We start from the raw sequence: 19,233 nt of genomic DNA, 5'->3' as shown, positions 1-19,233 counted from the left end.
AAATGACAAAGTTCGTTGCTTTTCTTTGTGGCCTTCTATTTAGTGCAGGGTTGATCGTGGGTGGGATGAGTAACCCGCAAAAAATCTTAGGATTTTTGGATATTACAGGAAACTGGGATCCTTCTTTATTGATAATCATGGGGGTGGGTCTTGTTGTCAGTATTATTGGCTACCAATTAACACGCCGTAGACAACAAAGCATATTAGCCTGCCCTTTAAATATTCCAACCAATAAGGTTATTGATAAACCTCTCGTATTGGGAAGTGTGTTATTTGGGATTGGCTGGGGATTAGCTGGGATTTGCCCAGGCCCAAGTTTAGTATTAGCGGGTGCGGGATTTTATCAAGGTATTTTATTTGTTCTTGCCATGATTGCTGGTTGGTTGTTAGTCGGTTTTTTGCGTAAAGCACCGTAATGGTAATGTAATCTGTCTATATTTGTGGAAATATTAAACGGGAAGCTCTAGGCTTCCCGTTTGTGTCTGACGAGTTGAACATTATTTAAAGTCAGCGTAAGGGATCAGCGGATTCGGTGGTAAATCTAAATCTCCGTTCCAGCCATCAAAAGAATAACGTAAATACATTAATGCATGGCTAGGGGTATAGTTTTTAGCTTGTTGAATATCGATAGCTGCACCGATAAACCAATGCGGTGTAATGCGATGTTCAACTAATGCTCTTGCGGTATAACCAACGCCAGTACCTGAGTCACCTTCATCAACCGCATTGCGCTCTTGATAATAAAGTTTCATCATTTCTTCTCGATCTTCGGGGCTAAGTTCATTCATATAGCGATTAAACTTATCGACGGAGACGAGATTTTGTAAGGGATAGCGTTTTCTGTCATCAGTTTGGGAGTAGGACCAAGAAACAGAACCTGATAATTCCCAAGACCAGTTTTCAGTGCGTTCACGATAATTAATCGGTATTCCCAAAGAAACATATTTTTGAGGGCTATAATAACCACCTTGGCCTAAGGTATAGCCACTTAAATCTTTATCGTAATGCCAAAGCATCGAACTTAATCCTACGGAAACCCGACGATTATTTTCATTGATAACTTTGTAATAGTAGCCGCCCATACCTCGGATACTACTATTATCTTCAACGTTTTTACCAGTGAGTTTATCAACAGAAACCTCCCCCCAATAACCGTCTTTTCCACCAAGATCATAACTTCCACTCAAACGGATACCGGTTCTTCTTACCCCCCCCCACGTTTGGTTTGTCCAAATATCTCTTTGCCCACCAAAAGCAAGTAAAGAGCTATTAACCGGGCGACGATGAATATCAAGTGTCCAACCAACATTAAAAAGATCATGACTATAGGCAATTTTACCAACCCAGTCAGTCACTTCAAAACCTAATGGTGTTGTACCCAGATCCCACTGCCATTGTTCATTTTCCCAACCAATTGCAGGACTGACACCAAAGGCTTTTTGCTCTAGAGGAAAGCAGCCTGTACGGTAACAAGTTCCAAATTTAGAGTCATAAGGTGATGTGCCAAGTTTACCACTGTTGAGATTGACTAAATCTGCCCGCCAAAAAAAACGGCCATCATAAACAGGATGATCAAGTTGTAACATCGTAGTGTGAGCACGTAATTTTGAATAGCCTTCACTTCCACTAGAGCCCCAATAATCATGTTCCAGTGTAAAACGCCATTCTTGCTGGCGATAGAGTGATTCTGCATCGGCACGTAAGCTTCGAGATAACCAATTATCTTTTTCGTCATTACGCATTAATGTGGTGTATTCAATATTATCGTTGGGCAATCTATCTGTTATTCCGTCTTTGATCATGGCTTGTTGATAATAATAGTGGGCTTGTTGACGGTGTTGTCCATCACGCTGAAAACGTGCAATATCGCGTAACACTAATGCATCAGTACTATCCGGCTCTTTTTCGATTTGTTGCGTTAAATACGCAAAGTAATGTTGTGCTTTTTCTGTATTACCCACCTCTTTTTCTGCATTAGCAACGCGCCTAAGAGAATTGCTATTAAATTGGTTGGGTGAAAGGGTTTCAATTTTAGCAAGATAATATTTTGCCTGTGCTTTCTTCCCTTGCTCTAAGGCAATATCGGTCGCGCCTAATAATGCAGTTTCATTGTTGGGCTCTAAATTGAGTGCGGTATGATAATAACTTAAGGCTTGTTCAAGGTTATTTCGTTCTTCAGCCCAATTGGCTAATAGTAAATAAGTCTGTATTTTTTGCTCTGGTGGAATATGAGCAAAAAGATAATCAACGGCTTGTTGTTCTTGTCCTTTTGCACGTAGAGACTCAGCATGTGCAAATATTTCACCAGAACGTAATCGGCTATCTAACGCTTTCATACTTTCACTACGTTGAGATAAAGGGATCATTTTTAGCGTATCAAGAGCCTGTGTTTCTCGGCCTGTTTTGTTCAGGTATAGCGCATAAGCATAAAGGCGAGATGCGTCATTAGGGAGACGACGATTTAATTGATTAAAATATTCTTCGGCAACAGTGGTTTGTTGTGTCATTAATAAATCATCAGCAAGACGATAAATATTCCAAACATCATTAGGATAATCTTTAGCGATCGCCTTGCGTTTTTCAATGGCACTTAGATATTGCTCTTTATGCTCATCATCGGCAGCTAAATCTTGTCTGATACCAGAAATGATATAACTATAATCTTCCGCTAAATTTTTATATTGTCTTGGCGTTAAATGGGAAATAAATTGTTGTGCCTTTTCATGGGACTGTTGGCGATAAAGCTTCGCTAAGCTATGTAAAGTGGCAGGATGGTTGGGTTGATATTTTAATGCCTGTAAATAATGTTTTTCCGCTATCTCCAATTGGCGTTGTGCGACAGCGATATCACCTAAGCCAAGATAAGGTTCACTTTCATAAGGGCTTAATTTATTAAGTTGATTGAAATAGCGCTCAGCTGTTTCATAATCTTGTTTTAATAGGGCATCATCTGCTTTTGAAAGCAAATACCAATATTGATTAGACTGCAACATTGTTCGCCATTGACCACTATTATCATGATTTGGCGCTAATTTTAACGCCTGAGAAAGATAATAAATTGCTGCACCACGTTGATTAGCACGAGAATAGCGTATCCCCAAGGCACCTACAATATCAGCATTATCAGGCTGCTGGCGTACTTTTTGCTTCAATGTAACGAGAGGCAATGACGAAACATCAGATTTAGGCTTTATGCTTGCCATACTACTTGTTGTTGCCATCGTTGTTTGTTGCTGATAAATACTCGCTATTTTTGCATTTTGAGAGTATTGACGATAAACATGATTGAGTCGCTCTATTTTATCCTCGAGTGAGGATTGCATTAGCACTTGGATATACTCTAGTGCTAAGGTTTCATCAGGTGGCATTCCCCGATAGATTTCATCGTATAAAGTTAAGGCATCATCATAACGCCCAGCGGTGCGATAAAGCTGGGCTCTTTGTAGTTTTTGCCGATTTTCATCTGTTGTTAATGATAACGTTTTTATTGCACGCTGATATTGCTCTGATTGTGGAAATTGAGTGCCTAATTGAGTAAATAACAGTTGTGTTTTTGCACTGTCTTTCTGTTTTACAGCAAACTGAATTTGCATTAATAGGATATTAGGATCATTGGGTTTAATTAAAGATAAACGATGTAGCGATTGAGCCACTAAAGCTTCATTTCCTGTGGATGTCCCTAATCTCACTTGCTCTTGCAAAAAGGCTTCAGTTGTTTCTTCACTGGCTTGTGTGACAGGCAAGAAGCCTGTCAGCACAAAGAGAGCAATAATAGATTGTCGATGCGAGTGACCAAAATGCCACATAGCCTTAGTCCTTAGCCGCTAAACGACGTTGGCTTCTTATTTTCATTGCTCGCCAAATAAGAAGAGAGACAAGAATAATACCGATGATTGCCGCTAAACCAAGCCAGATTGGGTGAGAAGCAAAGACATACCAAACTTCCTCCCACCAAGGTAAGTAACCTACGTAATATGTATCACCAACACGTAAGCTATTAACGCCAGATTCTCTGACTAATACCACGGAGCCATGCATTGCATCACGTTTACCGCTATCACTGATAGCTTCATTTAATAGCTTGTAACCTTGGGTACTGTCAGCTAACAGCGCGACTACGCTACGTTGTGAAAAGAACGGTGATTGGAATCCGATAATGGCGCCCATTGATCCCTTAGAGGTCAATGAGATCCGACTATCAGGACGTTTATCTGTCGGTTGATAGCTAGTATGACTAAATATACTGATCTCACGAGAAGGCAATGTAATTTCACTACGTGCCTTATCAATCAATACGTTCATCTGTTTGTCATTATTTAATGCGGGTGGAATAGTCCCAATGAGGAGTAGGTCGGCATCCCTTTTTTGCAGCTCTTCTAATGAATCAGTTAGTGAAACATTAAGCGCTGGGTAGCCTGTTTGAGCACCAATATTCCCTGTAGAGATCAAAAGAGTCGATAACTGCGTCGGTGACGGTTGCTGATTGACAAAAATTAGTGTTTCAGAAAGGTCAGCATAACGGCTAAACGGGAAGCCTGCGTGGCTGTAAACACGTAAATCAGGTAAGGCAATATAATGTCGATAATCACCTGTAAAATTAAAACTGGATAAATCATCAATAGCAACAGCGTTTGGAACGGGTTGATAAGTAATACACTGGTCAGCTGAACCTCCCGGTATTGGATTAGTGTAATCAAATGCAAATGTAATTTGGTTACGTTCACCTAATTTTACTGCAGGGATATTCAATAAATTTTTATGTTCAATCCAACCTTGAATAAGCGGTAAATAAGCAATGACAAGATTGTCTTTTTTATCTTTTTCGAGAGGATAGGACTTAATAAAATGGTCATTTACTGAAATAGACATGCGAGAATTATCTTGAAATGCAGGTGCGGTATAGCGATAACGCAATTGCATTTGTAATCCCGTATTATTAAACATAAAGAGATCAGGTGGTAAGGTCATATTTAACGTAATCGGATTAGGTTTTAATCCCCGTGATTGCAGTTGACCTTCATAATCTTGTAACGTATTAAAATAAATAGGTTTATTTAATTGTACCCATTTGGGTGCATCATAAGGCTCGCGAGGGATAAGCTTTTCTACTTCATTGATAGTGACAACATTTCCTCTAAAAATAACTTGCCCACGAGCGATGCCATTTACAGCAGTGATCAAATCATTATCATCACGTCCCATAATAAGAAGTAATTTGATATAAGGATTTGTTGGATGTGTCAGCATCTCGATAGTGGGAGCATTAACATCAGCATGCTGTTTTAAAAATTCAGGTTTTTGTTTATTGGTCGCAAAAACAATACTGTGTTGATTTGGTAATGCATCGTAATACACAGGATAATTTTGCTGACGCCAATCGACTTGAGTACCAAACCAAGAGGTGAGTATTGCAGCCGCTTTTTGTTGAGTGAGGTTAGGTGATTGGTTGAAAACCATCGGTAGAGTTATTGAACCGAAATCACGACTATCAAAGAATGGCTCAGGAAAATGCGCTAATTCATTACTTAAACGGAGTGACTGAAAGGTCAGATTTAATTGACTATTTTTACTGACGTCAAGCCAAAGCGTAGTATTGGCTTGGTTTTCACAAATTTCACGATAGTGACCAATAAAAGAGAGTTTTATATGGTTAAAATCTTGAATGAAAAGTGGATCAATCGGTAGGGTAATCTGATTTTTCTTACCTAAATCTTCTGGTTTTAGAGTAATAACCCCCATCATTTCATCGTTTAAATAGACATTAAGATGAGACTCGACAGGGAGTAAAGACGGCGAAGGAGTGAATTCTAAATCTAGGGTCGCCTTTGAAACATATTCATCACTCCGTACACCAAATTCTAAATAGCCATCTGGGCTGACTCCGGTTAAATGAATAGCGCCATAGCTAGGGGCTGTATTTGCAAATTTCAGTATTTTTTGACGTACAGAAGGTGTTATATCACCAGATGACAATGGTGTATTTACTGGTTCTGCTTGAGAAATAATTTCAGATGTTGCTTCAGTTATTGTGACCGGTGGCACTGAAGTATTCGTTTGCACTTCTTGCGTTTCATCTCCATGAACTGAAGAAGTCAGCATAAATAAGGCAAGTATGAGAAAACGTTTTTTCATTATTGTTACCCAATGATCTTATTGTTTATTAATAAATTCCCAAAAAACGGAGTTTTCCTTTAAGACTGATGCAATATTTTTGAAACATTAACGTGTTGAGGGAGTAAAGATGAAAGCCACAGCAAAAAGAGGCCAAGTAGGCGGAAAGTGGCATAAATAAAGTAAGGTGCTCGTTTTAACAAGGTGTTATAGCCTTGCATGCTGATGAAAATAATATTTTTTAGACTATTTAAAGGTTTATCCACAGGAAGATCGTGTTGCCAATCAGCCCAGGTATCAGCTCTATCAAAGGTACAAGCTGTAAAATCAATGGCTTTTTGCGTGGTCATTTCAAGTAGTTGCAACCCAATAATTTGTCCATCTATACGTGAAATATTGGCTTTAAAAGCATGCTCTCGCTGATTTTGGCTCAACAGTAGCGTGATATTTTCATTTTGAGGTAAAGAGAGAGTGACATTATCAGGCAATAAAATAGCGCAGCTATTATCAGAGAAATCATAGAGATAGCATCTGTATAGAGCTCCGTTGTTTAACAACAACATAGCCGGAACCTTGACTCTAACGCGAGGGAAACGGCGTTGTTGTTTAGTTTCAACAGAAACGGCAATTGCAACACCTAGTAAGACAAGGTTATAGCAAACCCATAATAAACACATGACAGCAGCCCAAACTTCGTCAGGATCGCCAGTTGCTATACGCCAAAAAGCAAATAAAATGCCCAATAAATTGAGATTGAAAAAGATTAAGTAAGGGCGGTTAATATTCCAATCAACAAACCCTTCTTCCATCACTCCGCCTTTTTCAGTGACGTTGAATTTTCCTTTATATGGGGAAAATAGTGTGCTTAATACAGGTCTAGTGGTGTACCACGCTAAAATTGTTTCATAGACCTCACCCCAAAATGAGTGGCGATAAGCACCTTGTAATTTCGCACTTGCCAGAGATATGTGGATCAAATATGGCACAACGTATAAGGCGATAGCGATAGCAGGCGCATAAATGATATAGGCGTGAAAAATAAGAAATGTCAGAGGGGCTAATAAGAAAATCATACGAGGAATGCCTGAGAAAAAATGCAACATGGCATTTAAATAACAGAGGCGTTGAGGAATGCTCAGTCCTTTACCGAATAGAGGATTATCGAGGCGAAATATTTGTACCATACCTTTTGCCCATCGAATACGTTGCCCTATATGTGCTGATAATGATTCAGTTGCTAGCCCAGCAGCTTGTGGTATACGGATATAGGCAGATCGCCAACCATGGCGATGTAAACGTAATGAGGTATGCGCATCTTCGGTGACAGTTTCAACAGCAATACCGCCAATTTCATCTAGTGCTGTGCGGCGTATAACTGCGCAAGAGCCACAGAAAAATGCCGCATTCCAAGTATCATTTCCATCTTGAACTAAACCATAAAATAGTGTGCCTTCATTTGGTGTTTCACGGAAATTGCCTAAGTTACGTTCAAATGGATCGGGTGAGAAAAAATGGTGAGGTGTTTGTACTAATGCCATTTTTTCGTCTTTTAAAAACCAACCCATCGTAAATTGTAAAAATGAACGTGTTGGAATATGGTCACAGTCAAAGATAGCGACAAACTCACCTGTTGCGTGTGTTAATGCATGATTGATATTACCTGCTTTGGCAAAGTCATGTTTTTCACGTGCGATATAACGAATACCCACTTCTTGTGCAAATGCTTTAAATTCAGGGCGATTACCATCATCAAGTAGATAAATAGAGAGTTTATCTTTAGGCCAATCTAAATTTAAGCTGGCATAAATAGTGGGTTTAACCACTTGCAGATCTTCGTTATAGGTGGGGATAAAAATATCGACACTTTGCCATTTTGTAATATCTTCAGGCATAGAAACAGGGTTTCTATGCAGTGGCCAAATACATTGCATAAAGCTGAGAAATAGCACACACCATGCGTAAGTTTCAGCAAGTAACAGCAGTAAACCGCAAAAAAGACTAAAATTATCAACCCAATACAGCGTAGATTGATAACGCCACCAGATATATCGACATGCAATGGTGAGTGCCAACATAATCATGGCAATGGAGGCAAAGCGACCAGGGATCTCACGGATCGCTAAAGCTACTAACCAAAGAACAATGACAAAAACAAATTGGAAAGTGAGATCAAATGGTTGGGTAATACTCAGTAAAATAAAGAAAATAGCTAAAACAGCAATGGCAGAGTAAAGCAGATATTGCCAAATGGGAGTGTTTTTTTTCTTGTGTTGAATGATTTCAATTGCAATAGGTGAAACCTGAACAAAGAATTTTTTGTATAGATTTCGAATATGGGAAATAAACTGAGTTGGTTTCTTTACCAATAAATATCCAATGTAATGACATGTTAGCCAAATACTTTGTAATAAATAGCGTAAGGGATCGAAAATTTTAGGGCAACGAGGGTTAATATGAGGAAATAACTCACGCTGTTTTCTAGCTATTTTTCGCCAAAAAGGTGATTCCATCCGTAAAAAAATCCACATAATGCCGATAAATAGCTCGTTAACAATGGCTGCACTACGAGAGGCTCCGTTATGGCGATAGAATTTGTAATAACGAATAAGAATGTGTTGTGGCACATTCTTTTCTGTTTTTTGCTTGGCATCGAAAGATGATGGCATTATGGCTGTCCTTCTTTCCTCTCTAATAACGGAATACACCATTGGGTTAGTTGTGTAATTTCTTCAACTAACATGCAATTGGCTCGATAATCATATAAAGGTAAACGTGAGGCACAGGCTTCTAATGACGCCTCATCTCGATGAAGAACCATTGGGCATAAGGGAAAAGAAGTAGTTTGCCAAAATTGATAAAAATCTTGGTGAACTTGGCTAGTTGCTCGAAATTGATTAATGAGTATGTACTCATTTTTACTAAATTCATGCTGATTTAGGCGGATATGGCAGTTGCTTTCAGCCATTGCAACAGTGAAAAAAATAGCTGCTTTTTCTATCCAAGGGGTAAATAACGTATCTTGTGTATGTTGCAAGTCCATTAAAATAATGGCGTCTGGATGCAGTTGAATAAAGGATGATAAAAAGTGATTGAAATGCTGTTTTGCTGAAAATGATAACTGTAAGAGTAAATTATCCTTCGTGTTAACAAAACCAAAGGGTAAAACTTGATAGTGTGATCGATAGCTAAAAAGACACTCCTCTATAGGGGTTTGTGCCAATAATGCCTGACTTAATGTGGTCATTTCTTGCTGTGCAGGGAAATAATAAGACAAAATACTTTCAGTGCAATTATCAATAATAAGCACTTTTTTATTTTGTTGGTTAAATTGCCGAGCAAGAGCAATTGCAGTGGATGTTGTACCCACTCCGCCTCGTATCCCTTTTAATACAATAAGTGGCATAGTTAGCCTCATTTAGTCATGTAATGAAATGCATTGAGTAATGGCCATCGATAAATAAGCACACTATTTTCTTCTTCTTTATTAATATCCTGATAGTGATAGTTATTTAATGAAAATAATTTTTTTAATTTATCGATGTCCTTATTTAGATTATTTTTTTCTATTTTTATATTTGAGTTAATAAAAGTTTCATTTTTCATATTAATAACCTCTAGATAAAAACAAAATAAATCCTTTCCAGGATTAAATTCCCGGCAAAAGAATGTTTAATTAATCTTGTTTACTAATTATTTAAAACTTCCATTTTAGAATATGCTTTAAAAATAATTATTTCAATTACGTAAAAACACATAAAATAGATATTTATTATCTTTTTTATGTAATGGAGGGTTATTGGTTTTTCTTTTTAATTTATATTTTGTTTTTTTTATAATTGACTTTTCAAATAATGAATAAATGAGTTTAACTGCAAAATAAGGCAAAGAAAAAGAATTGTAAATTGCCTGTTTATAACAATATATTAAATTATTTAATTATGATGTTCATTATTGTATATTGATCTTAATCATTTTTAATCAAAAAGTTATTATTAGATAGTCACTTTTTGATTATTTATGTTTTTATATTAAGTGAATTATTTATTTATCGTAGTTGGTGTTTTTAAATTGTTATTAATTGTTATTTATTTGTTGTTTATTTTGTTTTTGTTTAGAAATATAAAAATAAGATAACTCTGTGTTTTATTAATTAATGAAAATAATGCACCATTTTTAAAAATAGTGGCTATTATATAAATAGAAGCTTGAGTGTTTTCTTTTAATACCGACTTAAATAAGTTGGTTTTTATTATTATCTTTATTTTTATATAAGAGGCCAGTATCCGTCTGGTTAATTTCTTTTTTGTTTTTTTTATTTAAGGGTTTTTACTAAGTGGTTAAATAAATATTCTCTTATATCTTTATTTAGTAGTTAATTTAATATCAGAAGTAATAAAAAGACAGATATGAATCATCATATAACTGTCGAGTTGGATTTATTTATACTAATAAGTAGGAAATCAAAATGAACAAGTCTAATTCAACCCAATTCGATTTTTTACATTACTGGCATGGGTTGGGAGCATGGAATTTCTATTTTTTACTAAAGTTTGTTTTACTTTGGTATGGTTATTTAAATTTTGATGCTTTTAGTAATCTACTTTTCCTCGCATTTTTATTGTTTCCATTACCTAAAAACATTTGGCATAAAATGCGCAATTGGATTGCTATCCCTATCGGAGCCATTTTATTTTATCATGATACATGGTTGCCCAGCTTTTCAACGGTATTAGCGCAAGGTGGACAACTTAAACAGTTTTCGTTTGATTATCTTGTTGAATTATCTGTTAATTTTATCAACATTAAAATGATCGGTGTTGCCTTTATTTTGCTGGTGGCTTACCTGTTTATTGAGCAGTGGGTAAGGGTTTCTGTCTTTATCATTGCGGGGGTCCTTTGGTTAAATATTGGAGGGTTTACCCATTTTTCGCAAGGTATGGTACCTGCTGTTTCAGCCAATAGCTTTACCCAAGAAAATAGTGTCAATAATGAGATAAGTAGTGAAAGAGCCAGTGAAATTGAAGTGTTACCCGCAACTGTTGGATCTCCAGCTGTGACACCTGTAGCGCCTGAAGTTATTACGAAACCTGTAGAACAAACAGTAATGGGAACACTTTATCCTCCCCAAAAACATCAGTTTAATAATAAAGTATTAGATGATTGGTTAACTCAATTTTATAGCTATGAGAAAAAACGTATAACGCCATTCCCAGTGCAGTTGTCTGCAGATGCTCAACCTTTTGATATCTTAATTATTAATATTTGTTCACTTTCAACAGCGGATGCCGCAGCTGTAGGGCTACAAGAGCATCCTATTTGGGGAAATTTTGATGTGCTATTTAGTCACTTTAATACCGTATCTTCTTATAGTGGCCCTGCATCACTAAGATTATTACGTGCTAGTTGTGGTCAAACTCACCATTCTGATTTATATGATCCGACCGATACACAATGCTTGTTAATGGACAATTTATCTTCGTTAGGTTTTGCAAAGAAATTGGTGCTCGATCATAACGGGAAGTTTGGCAATTATCTTCAAGAAGTTCAGCAACTTGGTAATCTTAATATCGCCTTACAAGATCAAGAGAATCTTTCTCATCAAATAACGGCCTTTGACGGCACTAAAATTTATAACGACAAAGAGACGTTGATGCGTTGGTTGCAAGGACGTGAACAATCAAATGAGAGTCGTAGTGTGACGTTTGTGAATTTAGTGTCATTACATGATGGTAATCGTTTTGTAGGGGAAAATAACACCGCTGATTACGGTAAGCGAGCCAGCACTTTATTAGACAGTTTAGATAATTTTATGAATGAGTTAGATAAAAAAGGAAGAAAAGTGATGGTAGTCATTGTGCCGGAACATGGCGCCGCTTTACTAGGTGATAAAACACAGATGTCAGGTTTAAGAGACATTCCTAGTCAAAGTATTACCACAGTACCTGTCGGTATTCGTTTTACAGGGATCAAAGATAGAGCACAATTTTATCCACCTGTGATTGTTGAAGAGCCAAGTAGCTATTTGGCCTTGTCTGAATTTATCTCTCGTAATGTGAATGGTGATGTTTTTAATCAATCTTCTATTGATTGGAATGCATTAGCCAGCGGATTACCTCAAACAGCCAATGTTGCAGAAAACCAAGCTACCATTGTGGTTGATTATCAAGGTCAGTCTTATATCAAGTTAAATGGAGGTGAGTGGATTAATTATCCTAACTAACTTGTTATAGAAAATCATTTCATTATAAGTCTATGTTCTCGTTTTCTCCTTTTGAGATCCCCGTGTTGATTGCGGGGTTTTTTTTATAGATTTAGAAATAAAATGAACAGCAATAAAAAACCACATCTCAAAAGATGTGGTTTTATCAAATAGTCAATAGCGTGATGTTAATAGCAGAGGATTATTTTAAACCCGCAGCTTCACGTAAGATTTCTGCTTTATCTGTTGCTTCCCAAGGGAATTCAGGGCGACCAAAATGGCCATAAGCCGCTGTTTTTTGGTAGATTGGATGCAGTAAATCTAGCATTTGAATTAATCCATAAGGACGTAAATCAAAGAATTCACGTACTAACAGAATAAGTTGTGCTGTTGGGACTTTTTCAGTACCAAATGTTTCTACCATAATTGATGTTGGCTCTGCCACACCGATTGCATAAGAAACTTGAATTTCACAACGATCTGCTAAACCAGCAGCAACGATATTTTTAGCAACGTAACGTGCTGCATAAGCTGCTGAACGGTCTACTTTCGATGGATCTTTACCAGAGAAAGCACCGCCACCGTGACGGGCCATACCGCCGTAAGTATCGACAATGATTTTACGACCTGTTAAACCACAGTCACCCATTGGGCCACCGATAACAAAACGACCCGTTGGGTTGATGAAGTATTTAGTTTGCTCATTTAACCATTCTGCTGGCAGAACAGGTTTAATGATCTCTTCCATCACCGCTTCATGCAGGTCTTTTTGTGAAATATCTTCAGAATGCTGAGTTGATAATACAACCGCATCAATACCAACAACTTTATTGTTGTCGTATTGGAGGGTAACTTGGCTTTTCGCATCAGGGCGTAACCAAGGTAAAGTGCCACTTTTACGTACTTGTGCTTGACGCTGAACTAAGCGGTGAGCATAAGTAATTGGTGCTGGCATTAATACGTCAGTTTCATTTGTTGCATAACCAAACATTAAACCTTGGTCACCAGCACCTTGTTCTAAAGGATCAGCTCGGTCAACACCTTGGTTGATATCTGGTGATTGTTTACCAATCGCACTGATAACTGCGCAGGAATTAGCATCAAAGCCCATATCGGAACTGGTATAACCGATTTCACGAACGGTATTACGTGTAATTTCTTCGATATCGACCCAAGCTTTGGTGGTAATTTCTCCGCCTACCATAACCATGCCTGTCTTAACGTAAGTTTCGCAGGCAACGCGTGCTTTTGGATCTTGTTCTAAAATTGCATCCAGAACAGCATCAGAAATTTGATCTGCAATTTTATCTGGATGACCTTCTGAGACTGATTCAGAAGTAAATAGGTGTGTAGTCATTATATCTCGTTACCTTAATACAAACGGTTTAAGGATGGATGTTTTAACATCTAGACGTCTATTTTATGACTCTTCTCTCTTTAATTCCAGCTTTTTTTAATCAAATATAGGGATAAAATAGAATCAAACAGTTAATCTTGTTTTTTATTGTGTGCTATTTTCTGATGATAAAAGATCGAAAATAAGAAAAAAAAGGTTTTTGTGCATTTTGCTTTTGCATTTTATGTTAACTACAGGTATAAACTCGCGGTTACTGTGAAATCTGAACACAGTGTAAACCGCAGAATTTCTAATTCTGTTTCTCTGTTAGGGAAATGGCTTATAGGTTTAAGCCATGTGTGGAGTGAATGGGTAATGATCCATTGTCTACAGGTTAGTCTTTTCAAAAACCAAAACAGCACTCGTCAATACTATACACGTAGTATATCTAGAGTGATTTCCTCTCTGAGCTCTTTCTCTTTAGAGCGAAGTTGTCTGTTACTTGCCAATAGGTGATTGTGTTAACTCGTTATAGGTTAACTCAAGAACTTTCTACTATTATGTCCGGCGAATAGCTGGATAATCATATAAAAATATATAGTGAGTCATTACTTCCAACTGTTATTTATCAGTCGTTTCAGATTTTCAATAAATTATTGACTACTATAGTGACAGGCAAGGTATAAACTCATACTCCCTAAGGAGAATGTCATGAATGATAACATCGCTCGTAAGATGCAGCAGACCTATAATATTGCATATTGGGGTGGCGGTTACTATTTAGCGAACAATCGGGGAAATATTAGCGTTTGCCCTAATCCTGATGTTCCTGATGCCACTTTTGATTTAACTGAATTGGTTAAACGTGTTCAAGAAGAGCAATCACATCTGCGCTTACCTGCACTTTTTTGTTTTCCTCAAATTCTACAGCATCGCTTACGTTCGATTAATGCGGCGTTTCATCGTGCGCGTGAATCTTATGGTTATAAAGGTGACTATTTTTTAGTTTACCCAATCAAAGTTAACCAACAACGCCGTGTTATTGAGTCATTAGTCAATGCAGGAGAGCCTTTAGGTTTAGAAGCTGGTTCTAAAGCTGAATTAATGGCCGTGCTTGCTCATGCCAATATGACAAGCTCTGTGATTGTGTGTAATGGTTATAAAGATCGTGAGTATATTCGCTTAGCACTCACAGGCGAAAAGCTTGGGCATAAAGTTTTCTTAGTGATTGAGAAAATGTCTGAGATAAAAATGGTACTTGAAGAAGCTGAACGTTTAGAGGTTATTCCTCGTTTAGGCGTTCGCGCTCGTCTTGCTTCTCAAGGATCAGGCAAATGGCAGGCAAGTGGTGGTGAAAAATCAAAATTTGGTTTAGCTGCGACACAAGTTCTGCAATTAATTGATATGTTACGTCAAGCTGATCGCTTAGAGAGTCTGCAATTACTGCATTTCCATTTAGGCTCTCAGATGGCGAATATCCGTGATATCGCAACCGGTGTTCGTGAGTCTGCTCGTTTCTATGTTGAGTTGCACAAATTAGGTGTGAATATTCAATATTTTGATGTGGGTGGCGGGCTAGGTGTGGACTATGAAGGCACTCGTTCACAATCTGATTGCTCGGTTAACTATGGCCTTAATGAATATGCAAATAATGTTATTTGGGCAATTGGTGATGCGTGTGATGAAAATGATTTACCGCATCCAACCGTAATTACCGAATCAGGCCGTGCGTTAACTGCACATCATACCGTATTGATTTCTAATGTCATTGGTGTTGAGCGTAATGAATTTACCGCGATTACGCCACCGGAGGAAGATGCAGCGAGACCAATCGCTAGCCTTTGGGAAACATGGGAAGAGATGCAAACCAAAGGGCATAGTCGTTCATTACGTGAATGGTTGCATGATAGCCAATTAGACTTGCATGATGTGCATACTCAATATGTTCATGGCATGTTAAGCCTGACAGAGCGTGCATGGGCAGAAGAGTTATATTTAAATATCTGTCGTCGTATCCAATATGATTTAGATCCAAGTAATCGTGCTCATCGCCCGATTATCGATGAGTTACAAGAACGTATGTCAGATAAGTTCTATGTTAACTTCTCATTATTCCAATCTTTGCCTGATGCATGGGGTATTGATCAATTATTTCCTGTATTACCGATTGAAGGGTTAGATAAACCACTGGATCGTCGTGCGGTACTACTCGATATTACGTGTGACTCAGATGGTATTATTGACCATTATGTTGATGGTGATGGCGTTGAAACAACGATGCCTATGCCAGCTTATGATCCTGAATACCCGCCTATGATTGGCTTCTTTATGGTTGGGGCTTATCAGGAAATTTTAGGCAATATGCATAATTTATTTGGTGATACTGCTGCTGTTGACGTTTATCTTGATGAAAAAGGTAATCTTACTTACGTCCAAAGCGAAGAGGGCGATACCGTTGCCGATATGCTTCAGTACGTTAAGTTAAATCCAACGGTGTTGTTAGATCGTTTCCGTACCCAAGTAAAAAATGCACAGTTAGATGAAGCGTTGCAAGAACAATTCCTGACTGAATTTGAAAGTGGCTTATACGGTTATACGTATCTGGAAGAAGAAGAGTAATTCTTAATTTTCCAATGCAGGAGTGATGTTATTAAACATCACTCTTTATCTATCATATTGATTTGTATGTTACTTATTTAAAATAAGTGACAGAGGTAATAGCATGAAAAATAGTACGTTAGGTAATGAGACTGATAATTCATTGATCTCTAATGCATTTGGTTTTTTACGTTTTCCACTGAATTTTCAGCCTTATAGTAGTGATGCGGATTGGGTTATTACGGGTGTACCTTTCGATATGGCAACATCGGGTCGTGCGGGAACTCGTCATGGACCAGGCGCTATCCGCCAAATCTCAACCAATTTAGCGTGGGAAGGAAACCGCTGGCCTTGGGATTTTGATATGCGTGAGCGCTTAAACGTTGTCGATTGTGGTGACTTAGTTTTTAATTTCGGTGATGCACAAGATATGAGCGATAAACTACAAGCTCATACAGAGAAGCTATTAGCCGCAGGTAAAAAATGTTTAACCTTTGGTGGTGACCACTTTGTCACATTACCTTTACTACGTGCTCATGCTAAACATTTTGGCAAAATGGCATTAGTCCATTTTGATGCGCATACAGATACTTATGGTAATGGCAGTAAATTTGATCACGGTACCATGTTCTTCCATGCACCTAATGAAGGATTAATCGATCCTAATCATTCTGTTCAAATTGGTATTCGTACCGAGCATGACAGTGATAACGGCTTTACCGTGTTAGATGCTGCACAAGTTAACGATCGTGGTGTGACTGATCTTGTCGATCAGATCAAAGGAATTGTGGGTGATTTACCTGTTTACCTGACTTTTGATATTGATTGTCTTGATCCTGCATTTGCACCTGGAACAGGAACACCAGTCGTCGGTGGCTTAACAACCGATAAAGCACTGAAGATCTTACGTGCATTACAACCGTTAAATATCGTCGGTATGGATTTAGTTGAAGTCTCTCCAGCTTATGATCAATCTGATATTACAGCACTTGCTGGAGCTACAATTGCACTTGATATGTTATATCTGCAAGCAACAAAAAAATAATGTCTGTTAACCCCAGAAAATAAAGATAAAGCGATATCTTGTAGGTATCGCTTTTTCTATTTCTATTTCTATTTCTATTTTTCTTCTATCTATGAATAAGTTAAGCATTTTTTGCTAATAAATAAACTTACTTCTCAAATGCCTTTTCTGCTCTTTTTAGTGCTTATTTTATCATTTATCGAGCACTTATTCTAAATGATAATTATTTACAGAGTGTTTGATCGCTATTATTGAGTTTACTAGCGAATGATCGTTATTTTGTCACCCGCCTGTTTAATTGCTACTGTTAATCTATTAACAAAGTTCTTTTTTAGAAGAGCTTTTTCATCTGTAAATATTCAGGAGAAAGACAATGGCTTTGAATGGTAAAGTAATTTTAGTTACAGGCGCTGCTCAGGGAATTGGCCGTGGCATTGCATTGCGTTTAGCAAAAGAAGGTGCTGATATTGCTCTGGTTGACTTGAAAGCAGATAAGTTAGCGGATGTTGCAAAAGAAATTGAAGCTCTCGGACGTAAAACAACAATTTTTGCTGCAGATATTAGTCATCGTGATGAAGTTTTTGCTGCTGTTGAACATGCTGAAAAGGTATTAGGTGGCTTTGATGTGATGATCAATAACGCAGGTATTGCCCAAGTTAAGCCTCTGGCTGACGTAACACCTGAAGATATGGATAGGATCTTCAAAATTAACGTAAATGGCACCATGTGGGGGATCCAAGCAGCATCAGAGAAATTTAAAGCATTAGGTCATAAAGGTAAAATTATTAATGCTTCTTCTATTGCAGGACACGATGGCTTTGCAATGTTAGGTGTTTATTCCGCAACTAAGTTTGCTGTACGTGCGCTGACACAAGCCGCAGCAAAAGAGTATGCTAGTGCTGGTATTACTGTAAATGCTTACTGCCCAGGTATTGTAGGCACAGATATGTGGGTTGAAATTGATGAGCGATTTGCTGAGATAACTGGAGCACCAAAAGGCGAAACCTATAAGAAATATGTTGAAGGTATTGCATTGGGTCGTGCTCAAACCCCTGATGATGTTGCTGCCCTCGTTGTTTTCTTATCAAGTGATGATTCTGACTATATTACAGGCCAAGCAATTTTAACTGATGGCGGTATTGTTTATCGTTAATCAATAAAATAAAAAGTTATTTATCAATACCCTGTGTGATTTAAAAGAATGACACAGGGTTATTTATTGCGAGCGATTTATAACGAAATCAAAGCTGAAAATACCGTGCCAGCAGCGGGGCGGTAAAATTCTTTTTCAAATAGAAGCCTCTGGGTAAGGTCATAATACGTTTTCCATCTTCACCAATAGCTTCTGTTAATGCTTTACTGTTTGCGGCTTTTGGACGGATTTGTAACACTTGTCCGTGGCGTGCAGTAATACTTTCTACTTTACCCAGCACAATCATATCCATTAACTCTTCCCAATCATGGCGTAAGAGTTCTTCTTCCAGACTATTAGGGCTCCAAAGTAACGGAGAAGCGACACGACGTTGTGCTAATGGTATTTCCCTTTCACCTTCAACAGGAACCCATAAGACTCTAGAGAGCTTACGTTTTACATGGCTGTTTTCCCATGTAATACCACTATTACCTGTTAATGCAGCAACACAGACAAAGGTGGTTTCTAAAGGCATACCTAGTCTGTCAATCGGGATTGTTTTAAGTTCAATACCCAATTCACTGAAATCTTGTTCGGGTTTACTGCCTGCACTTGCACCTAAATAATATTCTAACAACATTCCTACCCAGCCTTTATCTCTTTTTAGGTTGGCAGGAATAGGCAATTGTGCAAAAGCAGCAAGTTCACCAAATGTATAACCTGCTAGGGCTTTTGCCCGCTCAAATAAAACTTGCTCATTTTCAGGTGCTACAGGTGGCGTAAACATAGTTATCATCTTCTTGTTTAAAAAATAGACAGAAAAAAAAGGTTGT

The 19,233-nt window shown here is 37.8% G+C and carries 12 protein-coding genes; 5 read left to right on the top strand and 7 right to left on the bottom strand.

What is annotated here, in order from left to right:
• The first annotated feature begins 2 nt into the window (after window positions 1–2).
• Window positions 3–416 carry a DUF6691 family protein gene (locus LG402_RS15065; RefSeq protein WP_227335851.1) on the top strand — a complete coding sequence of 138 codons (414 nt, stop codon included), beginning with the start codon at window positions 3–5 and terminating at the stop codon, window positions 414–416.
• Between the two features lie 81 nt (window positions 417–497).
• Here LG402_RS15065 and bcsC read toward each other — a convergent pair whose 3' ends face one another.
• From bcsC to bcsR, 5 genes are read right to left on the bottom strand one after another with little or no spacing between them, the layout of a single operon-like run.
• The gene (gene bcsC, locus LG402_RS15060) at window positions 498–3,806 is read right to left on the bottom strand and encodes a cellulose synthase complex outer membrane protein BcsC (protein WP_227335850.1); all 3,309 of its coding nucleotides are present in this window, start codon (window positions 3,804–3,806) and stop codon (window positions 498–500) included.
• Window positions 3,807–3,810: 4 nt separating this feature from the next.
• Window positions 3,811–6,132: a cellulose biosynthesis cyclic di-GMP-binding regulatory protein BcsB gene (bcsB, locus tag LG402_RS15055; RefSeq protein ID WP_227335849.1), complete on the bottom strand. Its 2,322-nt coding sequence runs from the start codon at window positions 6,130–6,132 to the stop codon at window positions 3,811–3,813.
• A 59-nt stretch (window positions 6,133–6,191) separates the two neighbouring features.
• Window positions 6,192–8,777, bottom strand: coding sequence for a UDP-forming cellulose synthase catalytic subunit (gene bcsA / locus LG402_RS15050; protein ID WP_166540901.1), 2,586 nt, complete (start codon window positions 8,775–8,777; stop codon window positions 6,192–6,194).
• Window positions 8,777–9,514 carry a cellulose synthase operon protein YhjQ/BcsQ gene (locus tag LG402_RS15045; protein ID WP_227335848.1) on the bottom strand — a complete coding sequence of 246 codons (738 nt, stop codon included), beginning with the start codon at window positions 9,512–9,514 and terminating at the stop codon, window positions 8,777–8,779. The genes bcsA and LG402_RS15045 overlap by 1 nt, the downstream gene beginning before the upstream one ends.
• 8 nt (window positions 9,515–9,522) lie before the next feature.
• A complete protein-coding gene (gene bcsR, locus LG402_RS15040; RefSeq protein ID WP_166540900.1) occupies window positions 9,523–9,714 on the bottom strand; it encodes a cellulose biosynthesis protein BcsR in 192 nt (63 codons plus the stop codon).
• Window positions 9,715–10,576: 862 nt separating this feature from the next.
• On the opposite strand from bcsR, the gene bcsG reads away from it, so the two are divergent.
• Window positions 10,577–12,331 (top strand): cellulose biosynthesis protein BcsG, encoded by a 1,755-nt coding sequence (gene bcsG / locus LG402_RS15035; protein WP_166540899.1) that lies wholly within the window; start codon window positions 10,577–10,579, stop codon window positions 12,329–12,331.
• A gap of 181 nt (window positions 12,332–12,512) precedes the next feature.
• Here the strand turns inward: bcsG and metK are convergent, their stop codons facing one another.
• Window positions 12,513–13,667 carry a methionine adenosyltransferase gene (metK, locus tag LG402_RS15030; RefSeq protein WP_109407482.1) on the bottom strand — a complete coding sequence of 385 codons (1,155 nt, stop codon included), beginning with the start codon at window positions 13,665–13,667 and terminating at the stop codon, window positions 12,513–12,515.
• A gap of 690 nt (window positions 13,668–14,357) precedes the next feature.
• On the opposite strand from metK, the gene speA reads away from it, so the two are divergent.
• From speA to LG402_RS15015, 3 genes are all read left to right on the top strand, one after another.
• A complete protein-coding gene (speA, locus tag LG402_RS15025; RefSeq protein WP_109407481.1) occupies window positions 14,358–16,265 on the top strand; it encodes a biosynthetic arginine decarboxylase in 1,908 nt (635 codons plus the stop codon).
• A 103-nt stretch (window positions 16,266–16,368) separates the two neighbouring features.
• Entirely contained in the window at window positions 16,369–17,289 is a 921-nt protein-coding gene (gene speB, locus LG402_RS15020; protein WP_166540898.1) for an agmatinase, read from the top strand.
• A gap of 352 nt (window positions 17,290–17,641) precedes the next feature.
• Window positions 17,642–18,421, top strand: coding sequence for an acetoin reductase (locus tag LG402_RS15015; protein WP_227335847.1), 780 nt, complete (start codon window positions 17,642–17,644; stop codon window positions 18,419–18,421).
• An 88-nt stretch (window positions 18,422–18,509) separates the two neighbouring features.
• Here LG402_RS15015 and mutH read toward each other — a convergent pair whose 3' ends face one another.
• Window positions 18,510–19,187: a DNA mismatch repair endonuclease MutH gene (mutH, locus tag LG402_RS15010; RefSeq protein WP_166540896.1), complete on the bottom strand. Its 678-nt coding sequence runs from the start codon at window positions 19,185–19,187 to the stop codon at window positions 18,510–18,512.
• Window positions 19,188–19,233: the final 46 nt, after the last annotated feature.

Source organism: Proteus sp. NMG38-2, assembly GCF_020640995.1.
GTDB lineage: Bacteria > Pseudomonadota > Gammaproteobacteria > Enterobacterales > Enterobacteriaceae > Proteus.
The sequence above is the reverse complement of the archived record's forward strand: the minus strand, read 5'-3'. Positions and strand labels throughout refer to the sequence as shown.

Coding starts and splice junctions, on each gene's coding strand:
- LG402_RS15065 (WP_227335851.1), top strand. CDS start 3: ATGACAAAGTTCGTTGCTTTTCTTTGTGGCCTTCTATTTAGTGCAGGG.
- bcsC (WP_227335850.1), bottom strand. CDS start 3,806: ATGTGGCATTTTGGTCACTCGCATCGACAATCTATTATTGCTCTCTTT.
- bcsB (WP_227335849.1), bottom strand. CDS start 6,132: ATGAAAAAACGTTTTCTCATACTTGCCTTATTTATGCTGACTTCTTCA.
- bcsA (WP_166540901.1), bottom strand. CDS start 8,777: ATGCCATCATCTTTCGATGCCAAGCAAAAAACAGAAAAGAATGTGCCA.
- LG402_RS15045 (WP_227335848.1), bottom strand. CDS start 9,514: ATGCCACTTATTGTATTAAAAGGGATACGAGGCGGAGTGGGTACAACA.
- bcsR (WP_166540900.1), bottom strand. CDS start 9,714: ATGAAAAATGAAACTTTTATTAACTCAAATATAAAAATAGAAAAAAAT.
- bcsG (WP_166540899.1), top strand. CDS start 10,577: ATGAACAAGTCTAATTCAACCCAATTCGATTTTTTACATTACTGGCAT.
- metK (WP_109407482.1), bottom strand. CDS start 13,667: ATGACTACACACCTATTTACTTCTGAATCAGTCTCAGAAGGTCATCCA.
- speA (WP_109407481.1), top strand. CDS start 14,358: ATGAATGATAACATCGCTCGTAAGATGCAGCAGACCTATAATATTGCA.
- speB (WP_166540898.1), top strand. CDS start 16,369: ATGAAAAATAGTACGTTAGGTAATGAGACTGATAATTCATTGATCTCT.
- LG402_RS15015 (WP_227335847.1), top strand. CDS start 17,642: ATGGCTTTGAATGGTAAAGTAATTTTAGTTACAGGCGCTGCTCAGGGA.
- mutH (WP_166540896.1), bottom strand. CDS start 19,187: ATGTTTACGCCACCTGTAGCACCTGAAAATGAGCAAGTTTTATTTGAG.